The 20,359-nt window shown below is 43.7% G+C and carries 19 protein-coding genes; 4 read left to right on the forward strand and 15 right to left on the reverse strand.

Features of this window, described 5'->3' with window-relative positions; translation table 11 throughout:
• Window positions 1-38: 38 nt before the first annotated feature.
• Window positions 39-2,012, reverse strand: coding sequence for a UvrD-helicase domain-containing protein (locus tag L3V43_RS20400; RefSeq protein ID WP_237117316.1), 1,974 nt, complete (start codon window positions 2,010-2,012; stop codon window positions 39-41).
• Between the two features lie 151 nt (window positions 2,013-2,163).
• Window positions 2,164-2,625, reverse strand: coding sequence for an HPP family protein (locus L3V43_RS20405; protein WP_010375489.1), 462 nt, complete (start codon window positions 2,623-2,625; stop codon window positions 2,164-2,166).
• Window positions 2,626-2,735: 110 nt separating this feature from the next.
• Between L3V43_RS20405 and L3V43_RS20410 the strand changes: the two genes are divergently transcribed.
• On the forward strand, window positions 2,736-3,266 hold the full coding sequence (locus L3V43_RS20410) for a TetR/AcrR family transcriptional regulator (RefSeq protein WP_237117315.1): 531 nt from the start codon (window positions 2,736-2,738) through the stop codon (window positions 3,264-3,266).
• On the opposite strand, the gene L3V43_RS20415 is transcribed toward L3V43_RS20410, so the two are convergent.
• The 8 genes from L3V43_RS20415 to L3V43_RS20450 all read right to left on the reverse strand — a co-directional run bounded on the left by L3V43_RS20415 (window position 3,256) and on the right by L3V43_RS20450 (window position 9,468).
• Window positions 3,256-3,567 carry a YciI family protein gene (locus tag L3V43_RS20415; RefSeq protein WP_010606492.1) on the reverse strand — a complete coding sequence of 104 codons (312 nt, stop codon included), beginning with the start codon at window positions 3,565-3,567 and terminating at the stop codon, window positions 3,256-3,258. The genes L3V43_RS20410 and L3V43_RS20415 overlap by 11 nt on opposite strands.
• A gap of 20 nt (window positions 3,568-3,587) precedes the next feature.
• Window positions 3,588-3,815: a hypothetical protein gene (locus L3V43_RS20420; RefSeq protein WP_237117314.1), complete on the reverse strand. Its 228-nt coding sequence runs from the start codon at window positions 3,813-3,815 to the stop codon at window positions 3,588-3,590.
• Window positions 3,816-3,953: 138 nt separating this feature from the next.
• Window positions 3,954-4,832, reverse strand: coding sequence for a heme o synthase (gene cyoE, locus L3V43_RS20425; RefSeq protein WP_102056557.1), 879 nt, complete (start codon window positions 4,830-4,832; stop codon window positions 3,954-3,956).
• Between the two features lie 13 nt (window positions 4,833-4,845).
• Window positions 4,846-5,205: a cytochrome o ubiquinol oxidase subunit IV gene (gene cyoD / locus L3V43_RS20430; protein WP_102056556.1), complete on the reverse strand. Its 360-nt coding sequence runs from the start codon at window positions 5,203-5,205 to the stop codon at window positions 4,846-4,848.
• Window positions 5,205-5,825, reverse strand: coding sequence for a cytochrome o ubiquinol oxidase subunit III (gene cyoC, locus L3V43_RS20435; protein ID WP_010606488.1), 621 nt, complete (start codon window positions 5,823-5,825; stop codon window positions 5,205-5,207). The genes cyoD and cyoC overlap by 1 nt, the downstream gene beginning before the upstream one ends.
• Before the next feature lie 3 nt (window positions 5,826-5,828).
• The gene (gene cyoB / locus L3V43_RS20440) at window positions 5,829-7,811 is read right to left on the reverse strand and encodes a cytochrome o ubiquinol oxidase subunit I (RefSeq protein WP_237117313.1); all 1,983 of its coding nucleotides are present in this window, start codon (window positions 7,809-7,811) and stop codon (window positions 5,829-5,831) included.
• Between the two features lie 2 nt (window positions 7,812-7,813).
• On the reverse strand, window positions 7,814-8,722 hold the full coding sequence (gene cyoA, locus L3V43_RS20445) for a ubiquinol oxidase subunit II (protein WP_237117312.1): 909 nt from the start codon (window positions 8,720-8,722) through the stop codon (window positions 7,814-7,816).
• A gap of 335 nt (window positions 8,723-9,057) precedes the next feature.
• A complete protein-coding gene (locus L3V43_RS20450) occupies window positions 9,058-9,468 on the reverse strand; it encodes a hypothetical protein (protein WP_235368022.1) in 411 nt (136 codons plus the stop codon).
• Between the two features lie 392 nt (window positions 9,469-9,860).
• On the opposite strand from L3V43_RS20450, the gene L3V43_RS20455 reads away from it, so the two are divergent.
• Window positions 9,861-11,495, forward strand: a complete 1,635-nt coding sequence (locus L3V43_RS20455; RefSeq protein ID WP_237117311.1) for a methyl-accepting chemotaxis protein — start codon at window positions 9,861-9,863, stop codon at window positions 11,493-11,495.
• Between the two features lie 205 nt (window positions 11,496-11,700).
• Here the strand turns inward: L3V43_RS20455 and L3V43_RS20460 are convergent, their stop codons facing one another.
• The gene (locus L3V43_RS20460) at window positions 11,701-12,156 is read right to left on the reverse strand and encodes an NAD(P)H-dependent oxidoreductase (RefSeq protein ID WP_010375468.1); all 456 of its coding nucleotides are present in this window, start codon (window positions 12,154-12,156) and stop codon (window positions 11,701-11,703) included.
• An 81-nt stretch (window positions 12,157-12,237) separates the two neighbouring features.
• On the opposite strand from L3V43_RS20460, the gene soxR reads away from it, so the two are divergent.
• Window positions 12,238-12,744: a redox-sensitive transcriptional activator SoxR gene (gene soxR, locus L3V43_RS20465; protein WP_010375466.1), complete on the forward strand. Its 507-nt coding sequence runs from the start codon at window positions 12,238-12,240 to the stop codon at window positions 12,742-12,744.
• Between the two features lie 13 nt (window positions 12,745-12,757).
• Window positions 12,758-14,542, forward strand: a complete 1,785-nt coding sequence (locus L3V43_RS20470) for a DUF885 domain-containing protein (protein ID WP_010606482.1) — start codon at window positions 12,758-12,760, stop codon at window positions 14,540-14,542.
• Between the two features lie 159 nt (window positions 14,543-14,701).
• Here the strand turns inward: L3V43_RS20470 and L3V43_RS20475 are convergent, their stop codons facing one another.
• The 4 genes from L3V43_RS20475 to L3V43_RS20490 all read right to left on the reverse strand — a co-directional run bounded on the left by L3V43_RS20475 (window position 14,702) and on the right by L3V43_RS20490 (window position 20,201).
• Window positions 14,702-16,861: a S46 family peptidase gene (locus tag L3V43_RS20475; RefSeq protein WP_235368024.1), complete on the reverse strand. Its 2,160-nt coding sequence runs from the start codon at window positions 16,859-16,861 to the stop codon at window positions 14,702-14,704.
• Window positions 16,862-17,012: 151 nt separating this feature from the next.
• A complete protein-coding gene (locus L3V43_RS20480; protein ID WP_102056549.1) occupies window positions 17,013-17,540 on the reverse strand; it encodes a hypothetical protein in 528 nt (175 codons plus the stop codon).
• A 70-nt stretch (window positions 17,541-17,610) separates the two neighbouring features.
• Window positions 17,611-18,138 carry a hypothetical protein gene (locus L3V43_RS20485; RefSeq protein WP_102056548.1) on the reverse strand — a complete coding sequence of 176 codons (528 nt, stop codon included), beginning with the start codon at window positions 18,136-18,138 and terminating at the stop codon, window positions 17,611-17,613.
• Window positions 18,135-20,201, reverse strand: coding sequence for a DUF2235 domain-containing protein (locus L3V43_RS20490; RefSeq protein ID WP_235368025.1), 2,067 nt, complete (start codon window positions 20,199-20,201; stop codon window positions 18,135-18,137). The genes L3V43_RS20485 and L3V43_RS20490 overlap by 4 nt, the downstream gene beginning before the upstream one ends.
• Between the last annotated feature and the right edge of the window lie 158 nt (window positions 20,202-20,359).

The raw sequence follows: 20,359 nt of genomic DNA on the forward strand, positions 1-20,359 counted from the left end.
GGCGCAAAAAGATCAAGTCCATCAACAGGGATTAATAATTATGCGATTTCCTCTAAAAAGTAGGAAGGTGTATCATTTGGTGCTAATAAAAAGCATTGTTTCTTCGCTCTAGTTAACGCCACATAGAATAAGCGTCGCTCTTCTGCGTCAGGAAATACCCCTTGTGCTGGTAAAAGCGCATCGACAAATGCTGGCGTTTTTACCTGTGACGGAAAGTTTCTATGCTTGAGACCAAATACTATCGTAAAGTCTGCTTCAGACCCTTTGGCACCGTGAAAGGTGTTATGTGAAATAATAAGCTCTGGATAGAGCTGCCGCCACTGCGCAATCTTTGATTTATCAGGTAATGCTCTGTGATTTCTTGCCAGTAAGGCAACGGAAGTTTTCCCTTCGTTGCGCTGCTCAATATGATTGAGCAGTTGTTGCGCCTGCGACAATTCGTCATCCACCATAACTTTCACCACCCCCTGCCCTGCCACGCCTGCGGTATGAGAAGTGATATGCTTGGTTATTTGTTCTGGATTGCGGCAAATAAACTCACTCGCCGTGTCTAAAATGGTTTGAGGATAACGGAATGTTTTATCCAAATATGTGGTCGTTGACTTACCAAAATACCGAGTAAACTCGGTAGTTAGGCGCATATCGCCACCACTAAAGCGATAAATAGCCTGCCAATCATCACCAACGGCGAACAATTGCGAGCCGGCTTTTTTATCTAGCAGCACCTGAATGAGCTTTGCCCGCACACGGGAGATGTCTTGAAATTCGTCGACCAAAATGAACTTCCACGGTGAAATAAACTGACCAGACTCTACGTAATAAATAGCCCGCTCCAGCATGTCATCGAAATCGATGCTAGATTCATTGCTTAAATACAGCTGATATTCCGCAAGAACTGGCATGATCACACTCATTTGATTGCTAAATTGCGTCAGCAGTTGCTCAACCTCCCCCATTATTTGAGCATGCTTCATCAATGGTAATACCTGACTTATCAGGTCTATTGCCTGTGACGCTTGCTGTGTGCTCGAACTTTTCAGAAATAGTGCAAAATCTCGCTCAAAGTGGCTTTCTTGTCGCAACGACTGCACGGTGTCTGCAATAAATTGTTTAAATAGTTTTTTATCCGTTGCTAGATTTGAAATTGTCGGCTTTTCCCCGGTAACCGCTTCGATGATCTGCATGCCAAGCGAATGAAAGGTAGAGCAATTTAAGGTATTACAGAGAGGCCGACAGCGCTGACGCATCTCCGTCGCGGCATCATTACCATACGCAAGCAACAACAGCTCATTCGCCTGAGCTAATTTACGATGCAAGAGATACCCAACTTTGGCCTTGATAACGCTTGTCTTACCCGTGCCTGCGCCAGCAAGCAGTAATTGCCTGTCATCCTGGATCACACAAGCCTTACGCTGAGCTAGCGTAAGGGGATTTGATTCAATGCTGTCAAAAAAGTTAGCGTCTTTTGCCAAGTAGTGTTCGACAAAAGCAGACTGAAACTCAGCAATATCACGCTCATTCCAAACTGCAATTTCTCGTACCGTTGCTACTTGAGGCTTTAACGAACTTGGTACGATATTGTCATCTAGGTGCTGCCAGCTGGACCATAAGGCACCGCAAACATGACGCACTAAACTTTGATTATGATGACTAAGATATCGACGCGTTAATAACTGCTCAATTTTACGAACTTTGACTTGCAAGTGCTTGCCATGGTGTAAAATCCACAGTCGTTGCAATTGTTGCACTAACTCATCTGCACCTTGATTTTTAACACTTAACACATAGGTCTCGTGACCCTGTTTGATCAGGACTTTTTGAGCAAGCCAACCACGCTGAGGTGCTGGTGGAACTGTCATAGCGCTAAAGGGGATGAAACTGTCAGCAGATTTCGACTTAAGGTGGAGGCCTTCTTTCGTACATTTGGCACCACGTACCCCATAAAACAGCCGACTAAAGAGATGTAATGCTATCAATTGGTCAATCAGACAAAGTAATTCCGTTGCAGCCATGCTAGCACGAAACCCAAAAACGCGCTTAATGAAATTTTGTCATCGCTATTTATTTTTTATTAATTTCAATGAACTAATCTAATACCTAGCTAACAGATTGTGCGACTCAATATTTGAGAAGGCAGGCGAATAAGGCCTGCACATCAACATATCAAGCAGCTGTTATTGTAGTTAGCTTTGTTTTAGCCGCTAACGTTGCTTTACCAACCAGTACGAGTACCACTGCACCAATAATCACAGGCGTAAATAAAAAGCTCCATCCCTCCAGTGCCAACATGATCAGTATTGGATTTGCGCCAGCCGGTGGGTGGGTGGTTTTTGTTACTAACATACTAAATACGCCAAGCCCCGTTGCTAATGCCAAAGTGAATTCGTTAACACCGATATACTGCGCAAAAATAATCCCGATTGTTGCGGTAATGATATGTCCAAAGATGACGTTTTTAGGCTGCGCTAGTGGACTTTCGGGCACACCAAATACCAGCACTGCCGTTGCGCCCAAAGGTGCCATTAAAAAAATATGCTCAGCACTTATCGTTTGACTAAACGCCAATATTGCAATTGCGATAAACGCCCCCGCTCCAGCAATTAAAGCAAGTTGTATTTCTCTCATTGTATTCTTTCCCTTTCCAAAAAGTAGACCAACTTGTCTACTCCGCAAATGGTAGACAAGTTGGTCTACTTCTGTCAACCTATAATCACGGTAATAAACATGGCTGACTGATGAGTACAAAAAGACAACAACTGATCGATTGCGCAATGGACCTGTTCTATCAACATGGCATTCATGCCATTGGCATTAACGAAGTATTAAAGTCATCTGGCATTGCTAAAAAAACCCTGTACAACCATTTTGAGAGTAAAGAGGCACTGGTGCTTGCAACACTTGAGCAGCGGCATCACCTATTTATATCTTGGTTATCTCGTTGCCTCGAAAATGCTCGAACGAATGAACAGCTCACAGAGCAGCTATTTTCAGCGCTAGATCAGTGGATTAATAACAAAGTGGCAGTGCTGGGCGATTTCCGTGGTTGTTACTTTATCAACACGGCGGCAGAATTTGGTGAGCTTACCAATCCAATAAATCAACTATGCCAGCGGCACAAACTTGCGGTAAAAGCGTTACTCAAACAATCGTTCAACGACGCTGATGATGCCGCTGTCGAGCGCCTGTTTCTATTGAGCGAAGGGATTATTTCAACGGCCTATACCTGCCACGATACGGACGTGGCCAAGCGGGCACTCAAGAATTAAGGTATTTCTCCACTTCTGTAAAGCAAGATGCAAACTTGCTTGGCACAAACTCGATAATGTCATACCGAGCCACTTCGGCGACATAAAAGGGATCTTGACGAACAATATCAAGTAGCTCAGTTTTACTACTCGCCTTTGCCAAAATCACCCCACCAGTTCGTGGGATTTTTCTGCCAGAGGCGATAAAAGTACCATTGGCATAGAAGCGATCTAAAAACGCAATGTGAGGGGCGAGCAGCGGCTCTACCAGTTCAATTTCGGTAACATAAGTAAGGTTAACAATAAATATTGAAGCTGACATTAAACTATTTTCCTGTGAGATTATGGTTCTGATTTGGGTGCTTTTTTACGTTGTTCTTGTTTGGCTTTAGCGACATTTTTAAAAACGGGTGGTGGAATAGGAAAAATAGAGATGAGCGGCATTAAAGCCAAAAATAGATAAGCGCCTTTTGGCATTTTTTTGGCCCATAGCACGACCTTAAAAAGTAAAAAGGACGCGATAAAGATCGCCGTAAATAACAACAATACTTCTGTGATCCCTATATCCATTATTATCTTCTCATCTACTCAATAAGCTGGATATGGAGATAAAATGGGTAAAAAGCAAGCGACGTAAAACAAATAAGATAAGAACGAAAAAAGGCCCCGTGGGCCTTTGGATTTTAGTTACTTTGGGATAATCTGCGATCAGTACAGCATCGCAGAAACTGTGCTGTGATTATCAATCGCCATCGCGATACTTAGGACTGTGATATTGGCTATTGAGAATGCAAATACTTGCCTCGCCCAACCATGTAAATCTAAGTCTCTTTGGTATCCTTTTAGCGCCATCAATAACCACCAAAAACTGGTTGTACAGGCCACCGCCATAAATGCTATGCCGGTATAACCGCTAAGCGGCAGTAACATCACCACCAGTGCATAAATAGCGATATACAAAACAATGTGATGCTTGGCCTTTTCAATACCTTGCGCGACTGGCAACACCGGAATATTCGCGGCCCGGTAATCTTCAAAACGGAAAATCGCAATGGCATAAGAGTGCGGCATTTGCCAAAGACAAAACATCAATAATAAAATGGCAGCGCCAGAGTCAAACACCCCGCTTACTGCGCAGTAACCAACCACAGGAGGCACTGCCCCTGACAGGCTACCAACCACCGTGCCATACACTGAGTTTCGTTTCATGTATAAGCTGTAAACACCGACATAAATAAAAAACCCAAATGCGGCAAAACCCAGCGCAATCCAATTGGTGAAATAGGCTAAGAGCCCAAAGCCAGATAATCCGAGTACCAGACTATGTGACAGTGCAGCGACTGAGGAAATTTCCCCAGTTACTGTCACGCGAGTTTTAGTACGGGCCATTGCCGCATCGATATCCCTGTCGATGACATTGTTAACTACACAACCTGACGCAACGACTAAAGATAGCCCCAGTAGAGTCAAGGCAAATAGCAGCCAATCAACTTCACCTCGAGAGGCCAATAAAAAGCCTCCTGCGACTGAAATCAAGTTTCCCATAATGATCCCAGGTTTTGTCACCTGAAAATAACGACGCAGCATGAGTACTCTCCTGTTAATACATCATCATGGCGTTCGATTCGTAGATGATCCAGACCGACAGCCCCACTACCATCACAATAATCAACGCACTAAAGATAAAGGAAAGCGTGCTTGCCTTGCCTTCTTCCGTAACAAAGTTCAGGTGTAAAAAGTACTTCAGGTGCACCCAAATTTGCACTAACGCCGTTGTCACTAACGTCCAAAATGTCGTGCTAGATGACAAGCTTCCACTCATCACGGCAGCAAAAGGAATGGCTGTCAAAATAACGGATAGTACAAAACCAATTAGATACGACTTCACACTACCGTGGCTGTCGTGTTCATGCTCATGAACATCCATCTGTGCTAACGCTTTAGATTCACTATGGCTCATTACATTGCCCCCATTAAATAAACAACGGTAAATACACAGATCCACACGATATCTAAAAAGTGCCAGAACAAGCTTAAGCAGCTCAAACGCGTTACCGTTTGTGGCTTAAGACCACGACGTGTCACTTCAATCATCATCACAGTCATCCAAATCAAGCCTGCCGTCACGTGCATGCCGTGCAGACCCACCAATGAGAAGAAAGAAGTCAGAAAAGCACTATGCTGCGGTCCATGACCATGTACTATTAAGTGATGGAATTCATACACTTCCATACCAATAAACACCGCACCAAAGGCAAATGTCACCGCAAGCCAAGATAAGGTTTGCGACTTTTTCTGTTTGTTTGCCGCTATCATGGCAAACCCAAAGGTAATACTACTTAACAGTAGGGCCGCGGTTTCAACCGCAACAAAACCCAGCTCGAATATGTCTTTGCCAGACACCCCGCCTGCCGTGTTCATGTACAACACGGCATAAGTTGCAAAGAACGAAGCAAACAACAAACAGTCCGTCATCAGATATAGCCAAAAACCGAATACGGTATTTGAACCTGTGTCATGATCTGCATGCTCGTGAGCATCTTCTAACGCATGCAGCGTAGCGGGAGTAATTGCACTCATGAATTAACCCTCCTGTAATGCGCGAGAAAGGTGGGCAGACTCAATCTGCTCAATCTCGTCAACCTGAACATAATAATCAACGTCGCTGGTGTAACAACGCTTAATAAATACCGCGATAGCACTGACAAAACCCACCGCCGCTAACCACCAAATATGCCAAATCATGGCAAAGCAAAACATGGTCAATGACGCGCTGATAAGCACTCCAGCCGGGGTATTTTTTGGCATGTGAATAGGCTGATAATGTGCAGGCTTTTGATATGCCTGTCCCTGCTCTTTCATTTCTGTCCAAGCGTCAATATCGTCAACTACAGGGGTTTTCGCGAAATTGTAGTACTGCGGAGGAGAGTCCGTTGACCATTCCAGAGTATGCCCATTCCACGGATCGCCTGTGGTGTCTTGCAATTGCTCGCGGTTTTTGTAGCTCACCACTAGCTGTACCACTTGGAAAATTATCCCAAACATAATGATAAAGGCACCAATACAGGCGATGTATAGCCAAATGTTCCACGCTGGCGTGTTGGTATGATTAAGACGACGTGTCATGCCCAAGAAGCCGAGCACATAAAGCGGCATAAAGGCCACAAAAAAGCCAACCAGCCAGCACCAGAATGAGGCTTTCCCCCAACGCTCATCAAGCTTGTAACCCATAACTTTAGGGAACCAGTAAGCAAAACCCGCTAGATAACCAAACACTGCCCCACCGATAATGGTGTTATGGAAATGTGCAATTAGGAAAAGACTGTTGTGCAGCACATAATCCGCGCCAGGAATTGCAAGCAGTACGCCAGTCATCCCACCTACGGTAAAGGTCACCATAAACCCTAACGTCCAAAGGACCGGCACCGTGATCCGCAAACGACCGCGATACATGGTAAATAACCAGTTAAAGAGTTTTACCCCCGTCGGGACCGCAATGACCATCGTCATGACCCCAAAGAAAGCATTAACATTGGCGCTTGAACCCATAGTAAAGAAGTGATGTAGCCAAACAATGAAGCCCAAAATAGAAATCGCACCGCTGGCATACACCATCGACTTATAGCCAAACAGGCGTTTGCCTGTAAAGGTTGAAATAATTTCTGAGAAAATCCCAAACGCAGGCAAAATCAAAATATAAACTTCAGGGTGACCCCATGCCCAGAACAGATTGATATACATCATGGCATTACCACCGGCTTCATTGGTGAAGAAGTGGAAATCCATATAACGGTCAAGCGTTAGCATCGCCAGCACCGCAGTAAGAATTGGGAAAGACGCAGCAACTAGGATATTTGCCCAAGTACAAGTCCAAGTAAAAATAGGCATTTTCATTAGCGTCATGCCAGGTGCACGCATCTTAAATACGGTTACCAAGAAATTCACGGCAGTGAGCAATGTCCCAAGCCCGGATATTTGCAGTGCCCAAATATAGTAATCCACCCCGACGCCGGGACTAAACGACAACTCCGACAATGGCGGATACGCCACCCAACCGGTTTTTGCAAACTCACCAAATGCCAAGGACAAGTTGATCAGAATTGCCCCGCCCGCCGTCAACCAAAAACTGAGGTTATTCAAAAACGGAAAAGCAACATCTCTAGCACCAATTTGCAGTGGCAAGATGATATTCATCAAACCAATCATAAATGGCATCGCCATAAAGATGATCATGATCACCCCGTGTGCAGTGAAGATCTGGTCATAGTGCTCAGGAGGTAAGTAACCGGCAGCGCCGCTTGTGGCCATCGCCAACTGTGTACGCATCATGATGGCGTCGGCAAAACCACGCATTAACATAATTAATGCCAAGATAATGTACATCACGCCTAGGCGTTTATGATCGATTGAAGTAATCCAATCGTGCCACAGCACGCCCCATTTTTTGTGTTTTGTGACCATTGCCGCCACAATTAGACCAACAACCGCCACCACAGCTAACGTCACCATAATGATGGGTTCGTGATAAGGGATTGCCTCTATGGATAATTTACCAAACAACGACATAATTACTCCTCAGCCTTGCCGTGATGTGGATGCGCAGCATGCTCTGGCTTGGCGTAATAACTCATTTCGCCATGGCCCTGCATGTATTTCATAACTATGGTGTGGAATAAGCCCTGCTCTACCGAACCAAAATATTCAACGGGGTGATATTCCGAAGGCTCAGCCAGCTTCGCATAACGACCTGCGGTTAAAGCGTCGCCGTTTGCTTTGACATCGGCAACCCAGTTATCAAAACTTGCTTGATCTTTGGTCGCAATGGCATCGAACTTCATACCCGTAAAGCCCGCTCCACTGTAATTAGCAGAAAAGCCTTTGAACGTCCCCGGCTCGTTGGCAATCAGGTGAAGCTGTGTTTCCATCCCAGCCATCGAGTAGATTTGGCTACCAAGCTGTGGAATGAAAAAAGAGTTCATGGTGCTTTCGGAAGTGATTTTGTACTCCACTGGTACATTCGCTGGAAACACCAACTCATTCACTGTAGCAATGCCTTGCTCAGGATAGATAAATAACCACTTCCAGTTTAGCGATACCACCTGAACAGTGAGGTGTTCACCCTTACCTTCCAACGGCTTGTACGGATCAAGTGATTGTGTAGAGCGCCAAGTGATAACCCCAAGTACAATAATAATCACAATCGGAATGGTCCAAACCACGGCTTCTATTTTGTTAGAGTGAGCCCATTTAGGTGCATAGATCTCGTGGTCACGACCGTCTCGGTACTTCCACGCAAAATATAAGGTAAGAATAATAACTGGTACTACAACGAGTAACATCAGTACAGTGGCAATGATGATCAAGGCCTTCTCATCCATGCCAATTTGCCCCTTGGGATCTAAAATGCCACCACTACAGCCGGTGAGCATAAGCCCCAATGAAGCGAACGCATAATTCACAACACTACGTTTATTCAATTGATTACCCTTCAACGATAAGCTGCGGCTCGAACTTCAAGCACGCTGAGTATCTATTTGTGCAAGCTATGCTGCACAAGCTCGAATTGCACTGTATCCATCAGGGAAAATGCATTAGTGAAGGGAAATGCTCCTTTGATACCAGTCACTAACCATTTACCAAATAATCGATACAGTAAACGGACAATCACATTTGCTAAGCTTACAATTCTCCCTAAAAGGACTGTAAGTAGCCGATTAATGTAATTGAAACTGAATTGCTGACTGCTGATCCAAATCGCGTAAATCAAACGCCCTGGACTCAAATATTGCGATTACGCAAACAGACAGCGGTATCAAAAAGGAGGAGCACGACAACCATGTGCGCTAGGCACCGGTTGAGGTTGAATAGCCTCAGTAGAGGCGAATGCCGTTTTACGCAGGACAACGCCAGCGCGTGTAGGCAAAATAGTATGGAAAACTAACCAATAAAGACCTATCAATAATTGTAATGACAAGATAGGCTGAGCCCAAAACTCTCCGAGCATCACCAAAACAGAGTCAGGTAGTGAATTATCTGCAAAAAGTGCTTCTAATTCAGCTACATCACCTAGCATGCCAGTGAATAATAATGCCGCGTTAAACATCATCAATGCGCTTAGCACACTGAAAATACGACCGAATAACTGCGCACGCGTCATCGCACAACCTTGATAGGTTGTGTCGTTAGTAGTAGCAGTTTGTCGAGCATAGCTTAACAGTGGCACAGATTATCCTGATGTTTTTATCTTGATAGAATTGATTAGTTCAGAACTTTCAGTCTAAACTGAAAATTCGCAGCGAGTATAACAAAGTCGCTATTCGATTCAAGCGATATCTGCAATGATCTATATCAAATTTTCTTAATCTACCTCTAACTTTCTCCCTTCCCTAAGACAAAATACTTAAACACACTTATTAGAAATAGTTCTCATTCACAATCATTTACAAAACGTGAATATTAACATTTTAATTAACTATCAATTAGATAGCCGTCTGCACGGCTTAACGCCTCATTCATCTTTCATTCATACTATTTATTTTTGGTTCGTTCTAAGTATGATCCTCGCCAACTGACATCGCTGTCATTTTAACTAATTCTTTGTTACTAGAGGAACTCATGAAGCAGCTGAATAAACTCTTAGGTTTGATGAAAGTGCCCAATAAACTCAGACTCAGTCTGCTTTTGTCTGTCGTGATCATTACCCTTGTGCAACTCTCATCAGCACTCGTTTTACGAGACAGCTTAACGCAAGAAAGACGTATTAATGCAAAAAACTTAATGGAAACCACAATTGCACAACTTAATATGGTTGCCACCGAGGCCTCGCTCACCCCACAACAAAGACAAGAAAAAATAAAAAAGCTCATTGATGCCGCACGCTATGGTGATGCAGGTTACTTCTTCTTATTTGACCTAGATGGGAATATGGTAACACACCCCATTAAGCCACTGCTCAATGGCACCTCAATGACTCACCATCATGAACGCTTTATTCGCGAAGCATTCAGCCAGTTCGTCGTCATTGCGAATCAAAATCAACAAGGCTTTGCCCAATATCAATGGCCAAAACCGGGGACAAAGGAGCTTGAGGGCAAGCTCTCTTATATTGCTAACTTAGGGCACTATAACTGGGCAATTGGAACAGGCATTTACCTTCAAGACGTTGAAGAGCAATTTTATGACCGCCTCATGTTGATGACTGCTGAAACGCTCGGCTATACGATATTACTTATTTTTCTCTCTAGCTTGATCAGCAAAAATATTACCAAGCCACTGGATAAGCTCACCCGCACTATGGGACTTATTTCAGCGCAAAAAGACCTCACCATTGCACTGAAAAGCCACGGAAAAGACGAGCTTGCCCAAATGGCTATCGCATTTAATAAAATGAACTCGCATTTTCGTGATGTACTGCATGATATCAACGAAAACACCCATTCTTTGGCTTCCCAAGCAGAGGAATTATCCTGTATTACCGAGCAGATCCAAGCTGGTATTGGACAACAAAACAGTGAAACAGAATCGCTGCAAAACCGCATGCAATCGCTTAATCAAGTGGCACAAGCTGTCAATAATGAGTCAAAGCGTGCGCTTGATAAAGTGACAGAGACAACCACACTGACGACCCAAGGGCTGACGCATGTAGACGAAAATGTGGCTGTCATAGCGCATGCCTCTCGTAGCGTCGACTCAGCGCAACAAGCTGTGCTCGAACTACAACGCTCATCAACCGAGATTGGTGCAGTACTTGATGTTATTAAAAAAGTGGCAGATCAAACTAACTTATTAGCATTGAATGCGGCCATAGAGGCTGCGAGAGCAGGAGAACAAGGTCGTGGTTTTGCCGTGGTGGCCGATGAGGTAAGAACACTGGCCCAGCGTACGCAACAATCTACCGATGACATTCAAGCGATCATTGATAAACTGCACAATGGCGTCGCCACAACCGTTGAAGAAATGGAGAGCTGCCGTGCAGCATCCGAACAAAGCCTCAAAGTGAGCCAAGAATGTAAGCACGCACTAGAGCAAATCAACCTCTCCATCGCAACCGTGCATGATATTAACGTTAATATCGCCACTTGGAGTGAAAAGCAATCCGAAGATCTTAATGACATGACTGACAACATCAGTGGTATCGCAACAGTGGCAAACCAAACCGCCCTTGGCGCTGAACACACCAAAGCGTCGAGCCAGCAATTAAGCGAAATGTCACAACGACTCTCGCAAATGGTCAATGAATTCAAGGTGTGACCTTGCACCTATTCGCATAGGCGGAAGTGCGTACTTCCGCTGAGAAATGTCGGGCAGCAAGGGGGGGTTAGCGCGCCAGTCACAAACTGCTCGGCGGGTAAACCGTCTCCTACCAGACTGGTTTTACTTCGGAGTAGGAGCTGCTTTACGCAGCGATCTTTAAAAGCCATCGCCACACAACCCCACCCAACAAAATCCACAGCGATTAATCAGCATAAGGGTAATGAACATGACGCTGCTCTTGTAATTTCATACCCAAATATTCAAAGGTTCCCACCAGCATCTCAGTAAATGGTGCCGGTGCTTTCTCTTGGCATGAGGTTGATAAAATCGAAAACTGCTTTTCACGTAGCGTTCTAAGCTCCGGCTTTAACGCTTCTATGTCCATAAAGTCGGTTATTCTGTCGATAAATGCCTTCATTCTGGGTGTCACTGCATACCAATAAACGGGGGATGCAAAAATGATGTGCTCAAAACCAAGTACCCATCTAAAAAGGTTAACAAAGTCATCATCACTGTGAGAGTGTTTGTAGCAATACTCACCAATTTTATAACGGTCTAAATAGATGAGCTCAGCTCTTTTTTCTTCTGCTAGTGCCTTTGCAGATTGGTAGGTATTTCCATTGGGGTTTGAGCTTGAGTAAATAACGACTGTTTTCATAATCTTCAATTCCAGTTGCACTAATAATAAATTGGGTGCTACCTTAAAACCTCACCTTAAGTTAAGGTAAAGTACTAATTTATGAAAACTGAAAAATTATTAAGAGACGAGCCCAACCTCAGTGTCGGTAAGGTTGCCCAAAGAGCTGACGTTGCGGTGTCTGCTCTGCATTTCTATGAGAACAAAGGGCTTATTCGTAGTTGGCGTAATAACGGTAATCAACGCCGTTATAAAAAGGATGTGTTGCGTCGAATTGCCATTATTAAAGCTGGCCAAAAAATGGGGATAACCCTAGGGGAGATAAAAGAAACCCTTGATACTCTGCCCGACTCAAGAACACCAACTAAAGCGGACTGGGCCAAACTTTCTACAGCCTGGCAAGCAAAGCTGGACGAAAAAATCGCTTACATGCAACGTTTAAGAGACTATGTCGATGGTTGCATTGGCTGTGGCTGTTTGTCGATGAAATCATGCCCTATCTACAACCCCGATGACATCGTTGCCAAAGAGGCTAACGGTGCGGTGTGGTTGGATGAGCCAGACAAAGCAAATAAAGCAAAATCTTGTTATGATAGCGAAAACCATTAAATAGGACACAATAATGAAAAAGACTGCCTTGTGCATGGCGCTAGCCATGGCAATGGGCCTGACTGGCTGCTCACTTTCTCCTTCGTCTGTCGAGACGACGCCTTCAGCTTCACAGCAAACAGTAGCAACAAATGCACAATTCGCTGACTTTTCTCAGCAGTTTATCAATGACTTATGGAAACAGTACCCAGAAGCGTCGCTCTGGGCAGGCTTTGGCAAGTACGACGATATTATCACTGTACCAACCCAAGCGACTCGTGATGCAAGTGTTGCCTTCTCTCAGGCGCAACTGGCTAAGTTACAACAGTTCGACCTTGCTAACTTAAGCAATAGTCAAAAAATCGATTATCACTTGATTGAAAATCGCCTAAAACGCGATATCTGGCATATTGAAACCTTCAAAAGCTGGCAGTGGAATCCGTCAAACTACAATGTTTCTTATGGCTTTGCGACGATACTCAATAGCCGCTTTAAAACGGATGACGAAAAGCTCAAGCTCGTTTTAGCACGTCTTCAATATGTGCCAGCGTATTATGAAGCAGCACAAAACAATATTAACAATCCAACGCTCGAATATACTCAGCTTGCGATTGCACAAAACCAAGGCGCATTTAGTGTATTAAACGACGAGTTGCTTGATAAACTCGCGACTTCATTATTAACAGCCGAGGAAAAAGCCCTATTCAAGCAGCGCTTCGCTGCCGCGAAATCTGCCATCAATGGATATGTATCTTACCTTAGCAACCTTGAAAAAGAGTTAAGCGAAAACGGTAATGCGCGCTCATTTAGAATTGGTGAGAAGCTGTACGAAGAAAAATTTGCCTTTGATATTCAGTCTGGCTACACCGCCAAGCAAATGTATGAAAAGGCAATGGCCGACAAAGCCCGTGTTACTAATGAAATGGTTAAGATTGTTGATCAACTCTGGCCAACGTATTTTGCTGACAAGCCACGCCCAAAATCTGACATTGATGCGATTGCCACGCTTATCAAGCACCTTTCAGTCAAACACGTAAAGCGTGAAAACTTTGTGAGCGAAATCAAGGCGCAAATTCCAGAGCTTGAAAAGTTTGTGATGGAAAAGGATCTCATCACGCTAGACCCTGAAAAGCCGCTAGTTGTTCGCGAAACGCCTGAATATATGCGCGGCTTTGCTGGCGCTTCAATCAGTGCTCCGGGCCCATACGACAAAAAGGAGAACACCTATTATAACGTGTCTCCGCTGGACTCAATGAGCGACGAGCAAGCTGAATCGTATCTACGTGAATACAACCATTGGATCCTGCAGATCCTAAATATTCATGAAGCCGTGCCAGGCCATTACACTCAGTTGGTTTACTCTAACGAATCTCCGTCTTTGGTGAAGAGTATCTTAAGCAATGGCGCGATGATTGAAGGATGGGCAGTATACACTGAGCGCATGATGCTAGAAGAAGGCTATGGTAACTTTGAGCCTGAAATGTGGTTAATGTACTACAAGTGGAATCTACGTGTGATCTGTAACACTATCCTAGATTACGGTATCCAAGTAAAAGGAATAAGCAAAGAAGAAGGCTTAGATCTGCTGATGAATGGGGCTTTCCAAGAGCGTGCAGAAGCCGAAGGTAAATGGCGCCGTGCAACCTTGAGCCAAGTACAATTAACCAGCTATTACTCTGGTTATCGCGAAATTTACGACTTCCGTGAAACGCAAAAACAAAAGCTTGGAAAGGAATTTGACTTAAAGACATTCCACGAAGAGTTCTTAAGCTTTGGTAGTGCTCCGGTGAAGTATATCCGCCAGTTAATGGCAAAGTAACATAATAATGTCGGCCTCATGGCCGGCATTAATTTTCGAAAAATTGATATCACCCGTTAGTCGGCCTTTAGGCCGACTAACGTTTAAACCTAAAGGGTACCCTTTAAACCCAAAGACTGCCCTTTAAACGTTGGGGGGATTGTCGACCTAAAGGTCGACCTACTTTACTATCTTCATTTCATCTAACAGGTTTTGTGCATTATCAACCTTGTCCATTACCCATAACATGTAACGCGAATCAACATGAATTGAGCGGTTTAGGTTTTTATCGTAATCCCAGTCACCAATAATGCTTTCATATACACCGTCAAACAGTAAACCTACTAACTCCGCTTTCCCGTTTAAGGTAGGCGAACCTGAGTTACCACCTGTGGTATCCACGTTAGAAAGGAAATTCACCGGTACGGTATTCATGCCACCTGTATATTGACCATATACTTTTTCGCGGATCAACTGCTGTTGCTTTTTCGGCGCGTTAAATGGTTCAACATCGGTATTTTTAGCCAGTAACCCTTCAAGCGAAGTAAATGGCGTTGCCACTAAGCCATCTTGCGGTGAGTAGCCACCTACCGTACCGTATGTGACACGGAGTGTGCTATTAGCATCTGCGTAAACTGGCTTATTTTGCGACTTGTTGTAAGCAATAATGGCTTCCATCAAAGCTGGACGTGCAGATTGCTGCTTACCAGTCAATTCTTTTTCTTCATCTTCGATTTGCTTCATCACTGCAAAAATCGCTTTTGCATATTTAATGAATGGATCAGAGCTTTGATTTAACTGCTCAAGCTCTAAATCTAACATCCAAAGACGGGCTTTTTCATCAGCAAGCTTAGAGTTAGCATACATCTCATCTAGCAGCGCTTGGTGTTTTGCTTTATTGAAGCCGCTTTCGAGTTGAAGCTGCTTATCGACTTCAGTTAAACGCGCTTCTTTTGGCAAGGCTGCATAAAGCTCCATGAAGTAAAGCATAATCGCTTTATCAACTGTTTCATCATAGCGGCGCGTCATACGCTGAAGCCCCGCTTTGATTTTTGGCATATCACGTTCTTGATAACCACTCTCACGCTCAGCATCAGGCTTTTGTTTTTCAACCGCCAAGCGATAAAGCTTACGCGCAGTAGACATCATTTGCGAACGGTGGATATAGCCAACCATCATATCACGCTCATAATGAGCTTGAGATTGAGCAACCAACTCGCTCAATTCGTTTAGCACGGCGCCATACTTTGCTTTACGGTCTGCATCGGCATTGATCCAAGTGCTAAGATCGCGCTCAAATTGCTGCTTGCGGCTATACATACTGCCTTTTTTGAAGCTTTCAATCATAGAGCCAAAGTTTTTGATGTAGTTGTTGTAACCTGCAATGGTGCTTTCATAGGCGATACGAGCTTGCGACCCTTCTGGTGCATTTTCTTCAATTAGTGCCACATACTTTGAGTTATGTTTACGTACCATGGGGTAAACCGTGTTAAACACATAATCTACTTCAGAAGCAATGCGATAACGGTTGGTACGACCCGGATAACCCGTCACCATTACAAAGTCGCCCTCTTGCACGCCTTTTGCACTCACACTCAAGAATGACTCTGGGTTGTAGGGTACGTTATCTTTAGAAAACTCAGCGGGTTTACCATCTTTACCCACATATGCACGGTAAAAAGCAAAGTCGCCAGTGTGACGAGGCCACATCCAGTTATCTATATCGCCGCCATATTTGCCCACGCCCATCGCTGGCGTGTATGCCAGACGGACGTCTTTTATCTCTAGCGATTTAATGAGGTAATATTCCAATCCACCATGAAAGGTATAAACATTACAGCGATAGCTTTCATCTTGCTCACACTCGGCAACAAGCTGTTTGCGCTTACTGTCAATGGCATCAAAACGTGCTTTACCGGTCAGTGAGTCCGTCCCAGCATTAACTTTATCCGTTACGTTCGACACTTCTTTTGTCACATAAACGCGTGAGCCCGGTGCCGCCGGCAAGTCTTCACTTGGCTGTTTTGCTAAAAAGCCATTCTCAAGAATATTGTTATCTGTTGTTGAATTGTATTGAATAGAGCCGTATGCACAGTGATGGTTTGTCACAACCAGACCTTTAGGAGAGACAAATGACGCCGTACAGCCACCTAAGCTAATCACCGCATTCATCGGGAACTCAGTGAGTTTTGAAATTGACTTAGCATCAATCTCTAGTCCTTTAGACTTTAAAATAGATTCAAGTTCAGGTAGTTGATGTGGTTGCCACATGCCTTCATCGGCAGCAACGTACTGAGAAAAGGCCAACACCATGGCCGCGGAGATAGCTTTAACACGCATATTCCAATCCTAAATGTTATATTATTTTAATTGCGGTCAGTAATGTGACCCAAGATAGCGCCAAATAGCAATTTATTTCGGTGGAATTCGATAAACCGATGTAAACAACCATGCAGAAAGTACCAAGATAAAACGCCTAGTTTTCACTTTTTTAGCGAAACATTTCATCGGTTAATTCAAAGGGTTCCCAAGTCGCTTGTGCCGAACCAATTTCTTCTAAAATGCGTCCTTCCACGCCATCAAACGGTGCATTAGAAATCCACATTTTTACTTCACCCTTTTCACCAAACCCAAAAATGATGAATGGATTCACATCATCATCAACACGTCCTGATGCAAATGTAACAGGAGTCAATTCGTCAATTATATGGTAGGCTTTCTTCCGCTGAACTTTGAATGAAGCTCTGTAGAGTTTTGCTTGCTTGTAGTCTCGCCATTCAACATCCACTTTATGTGGGATTTCAGCACCCCAAAACGATCCTTTTTTCTGAGCATTTCCCCAACAACAGCCTATCGCTCCTGCAGGTGGAGAAAATTTATCATCAAACACTATTTTGACCATCAAGTCACTATTTTCATAAGCTGAAATACCTATATCCAACTGTGCTAGCTCGGTATGTGAAGAGCAACTGCAAAGCAGTATTAATGCCAGTAAAACAGTAGAGAGCTTATTGAACATCCTTTTCTCCAATTCGAACATCCCTAGTCTCATTTGTTTTAGATATTAACTTTGGATTGTGGGCACTTATCTAATTAAACATTTCATCGGTTAATTCAAAGGGTTCCCAAGTCGCTTGTGCCGAACCAATTTCTTCTAAAATTCGTCCTTCGACGCCATCAAACGGTGCATTAGAAATCCACATTTTTACTTCACCCTTTTCACCAAAACCAAAGATAATCTGAGGGACAAGATCTTCCTTTACCTCTCCCGTGCGGAAGGTAATACTAGGCAGGTTTTTTGCGATTTTGTATGCTTTATCACGTTGTACACTGAACTCAGCGTTGTAATGCCTTCCTTGTTTATAATCCCACCACTGCGCTTTCACTTTATGCGGGATTTCAGCTCCCCAAAACGTACTATTTGCATTAGCATTACCCCAACAACAACCTATTGAGCCTGCTGGTGGAGAAAACTTATCATCAAACACTAATCTAACCATAAGGTCACTATTTTCGTAAGAAGATACACCAATCCGCAACTTATCCAATTCTGTACTTGAAGAGCAACTGCAAAGCAGTATTGCTGCCAATAAAACGGTATAGAACTTATTGTTCATCCTTTTCTCCAAATTGATTTATTTCCATTTTTAAATGCTTTCCAAATTTGTACCTGCGGTAGCGCTTTTGCATTATTGTAAAACATTTCCCTTTGTCCATTTTCAGTCACGTACTTTGCTTTTGTTTCCTCACCGTGAGCCAATTTATCTGTAAATCCCGAATACCTAGAACTAATATGGATATAATGCTCGTATAGTTTCTGCCAAGCTTGGCTTGCTGGCCCAGCTTTAAGAGCTTTAGGTACCAAAGTTGCGACCTTGTTGCTAAGTTCATAAGGGTAGATACTTTGAAGACGCGCCATTTCTTTTAGCGGAACGCCATGTTGAATCGCCTCGTTATACATTTGGTGCAGTCCATAATGGGCAAGGGTATTATCTATTTTACGTCTCCAAACAGGCCGGTATGTGGTGTAAAAATCCTTATCTCTTCCCGAGCGACTAGCACCATACCTTAGCCTTTTAAAGCGGTAGACCATATCCACATTAATGCCAGGCCACTGATATTTATGTTCAATTGCTAATTTCGCTTGTTGCACTTTTGCTTCATGCTCTGGATTTCCGGGAATACCACGAATGCGCTTTAAAGGATACTCAATATCAATACTGATAGGGGCATACCCGCCTCCAATATCAGAATGAACACCTGGCAAGTAGACTTCCTTATGGTTAGCAAACAAACTACCATCCTTATTTTTTAATGAGCTTAGTGGGAATTTATCACGCCGCTCATCCCAAGCCGTTAAGTGATATACAGCCCCTGCACTGGCTTGATTAAGATCGAGTCTAACCGCATCGTCTAACTCATCTTTCGCATACAGCTCACCATGATCATTATCTCCATCCCCTCCAATAGACGCGACGGTATCGAAAATCCCAACAAAGCGAAATACCACTTCTTTATCGGCTAGTCTAGCATCCTGGTTCTCCCTCATTTTATTGACTAAATTAGTAAGTGCTCTTGCTGCCGCAGCGCCTCGACTAAAGCCAAAGCAATCAAGTAATACCGTGCTACAAAGACTAATTGAGCTTTTACTCTTAATGAACGTCTCGATTACATCTATGACTTCTATCAACCTTTCATCAAATGAGTAGGCAACGGCTAAATCAATTGTACTATTATCTTCTCCTGCCTTAGTGCCTACGCCTTCGACATAATGTTTAAAATGAAATTTATCATCCATTTCATACAACTCATGGAGCTTAGCGATATTCGTCGGCTCTTTATCATCAAATGGGTCCAAAATATCGTTGTACTTGTTGTTGCCTGTACCATCAAAGAAGATCCCGATACTCGGTGGCTCGCTAATAAAATATAGGTGTACATTACCCTCACCTGACACTCTGTGTTTAATCAGCTGCACTCCACCCTCAGCGCCAATCTTAAGTGCTTTTACTTTTTCTATATCAAGTAGGTCTGCATAGGGCACATTGTTAAAAAGCACCTGCTCCGGCACACCCAAGATTTTTGCTTTTAGACTATAGCGACCATCTTCACTCAACTTGCCGAATATCAAAGGCGTTTGTGTTGTCCCTTCAGAAGCTCTGGACAATGTGGGAGTATTAGCACCTAGGATCACAAAACTCACCGCCAACTCCCCTTCCAGCGACACCAATATGCGCTTTTCAGCCACCTCAGGTGATTTATCGACGTTAATCGAGGCCAATACCTGTTCAACCGGTGTTAACGGGTCTAATTGGCTTGCGCCAATGGGCTGATTAGGATCAACCCCACCACTGCTTGTAAAGGCATTGTTTCTAATCTCTGCTTTGAAATAAGACTTGCGTTTAACGATGATTAGCTGCTCTCTAGAACCGGCAGCACTGCCAGACCTTACACTTTGTAAGCCCTTTTTGATCTTTATAAAAACACGAGTAAATTCGTCACGCTTAACATGGCGCCAATTATGTCTTTGTTGCAATACTATCCAATCACTGGCATGAGGCTTTAGTTGCGTTCTAATTTCTGACGGTAAATGAGCGGTTGTGGTATGGGGTGGTAAGACTTCCAGCTCATCGATTTGTTGGTCAATCAACCAATTATGTTTTTCTTCAACTATTTTCATCCTTGTTCACCAGAGTTAGTTTTTTATACCATCCTTTCGCATTAAAACAGGCTAACATTCAACCACCCAATTGGTAAATAAAATTTAATAAAATCGTAAACAAAACATCTTATGGCGATAAGTTTTCAACGCCTAGGTCTTTGCTATATCAGCTGCAA

It is taken from the genome of Pseudoalteromonas sp. L23 (genome assembly GCF_021728455.1).
GTDB lineage: Bacteria > Pseudomonadota > Gammaproteobacteria > Enterobacterales > Alteromonadaceae > Pseudoalteromonas.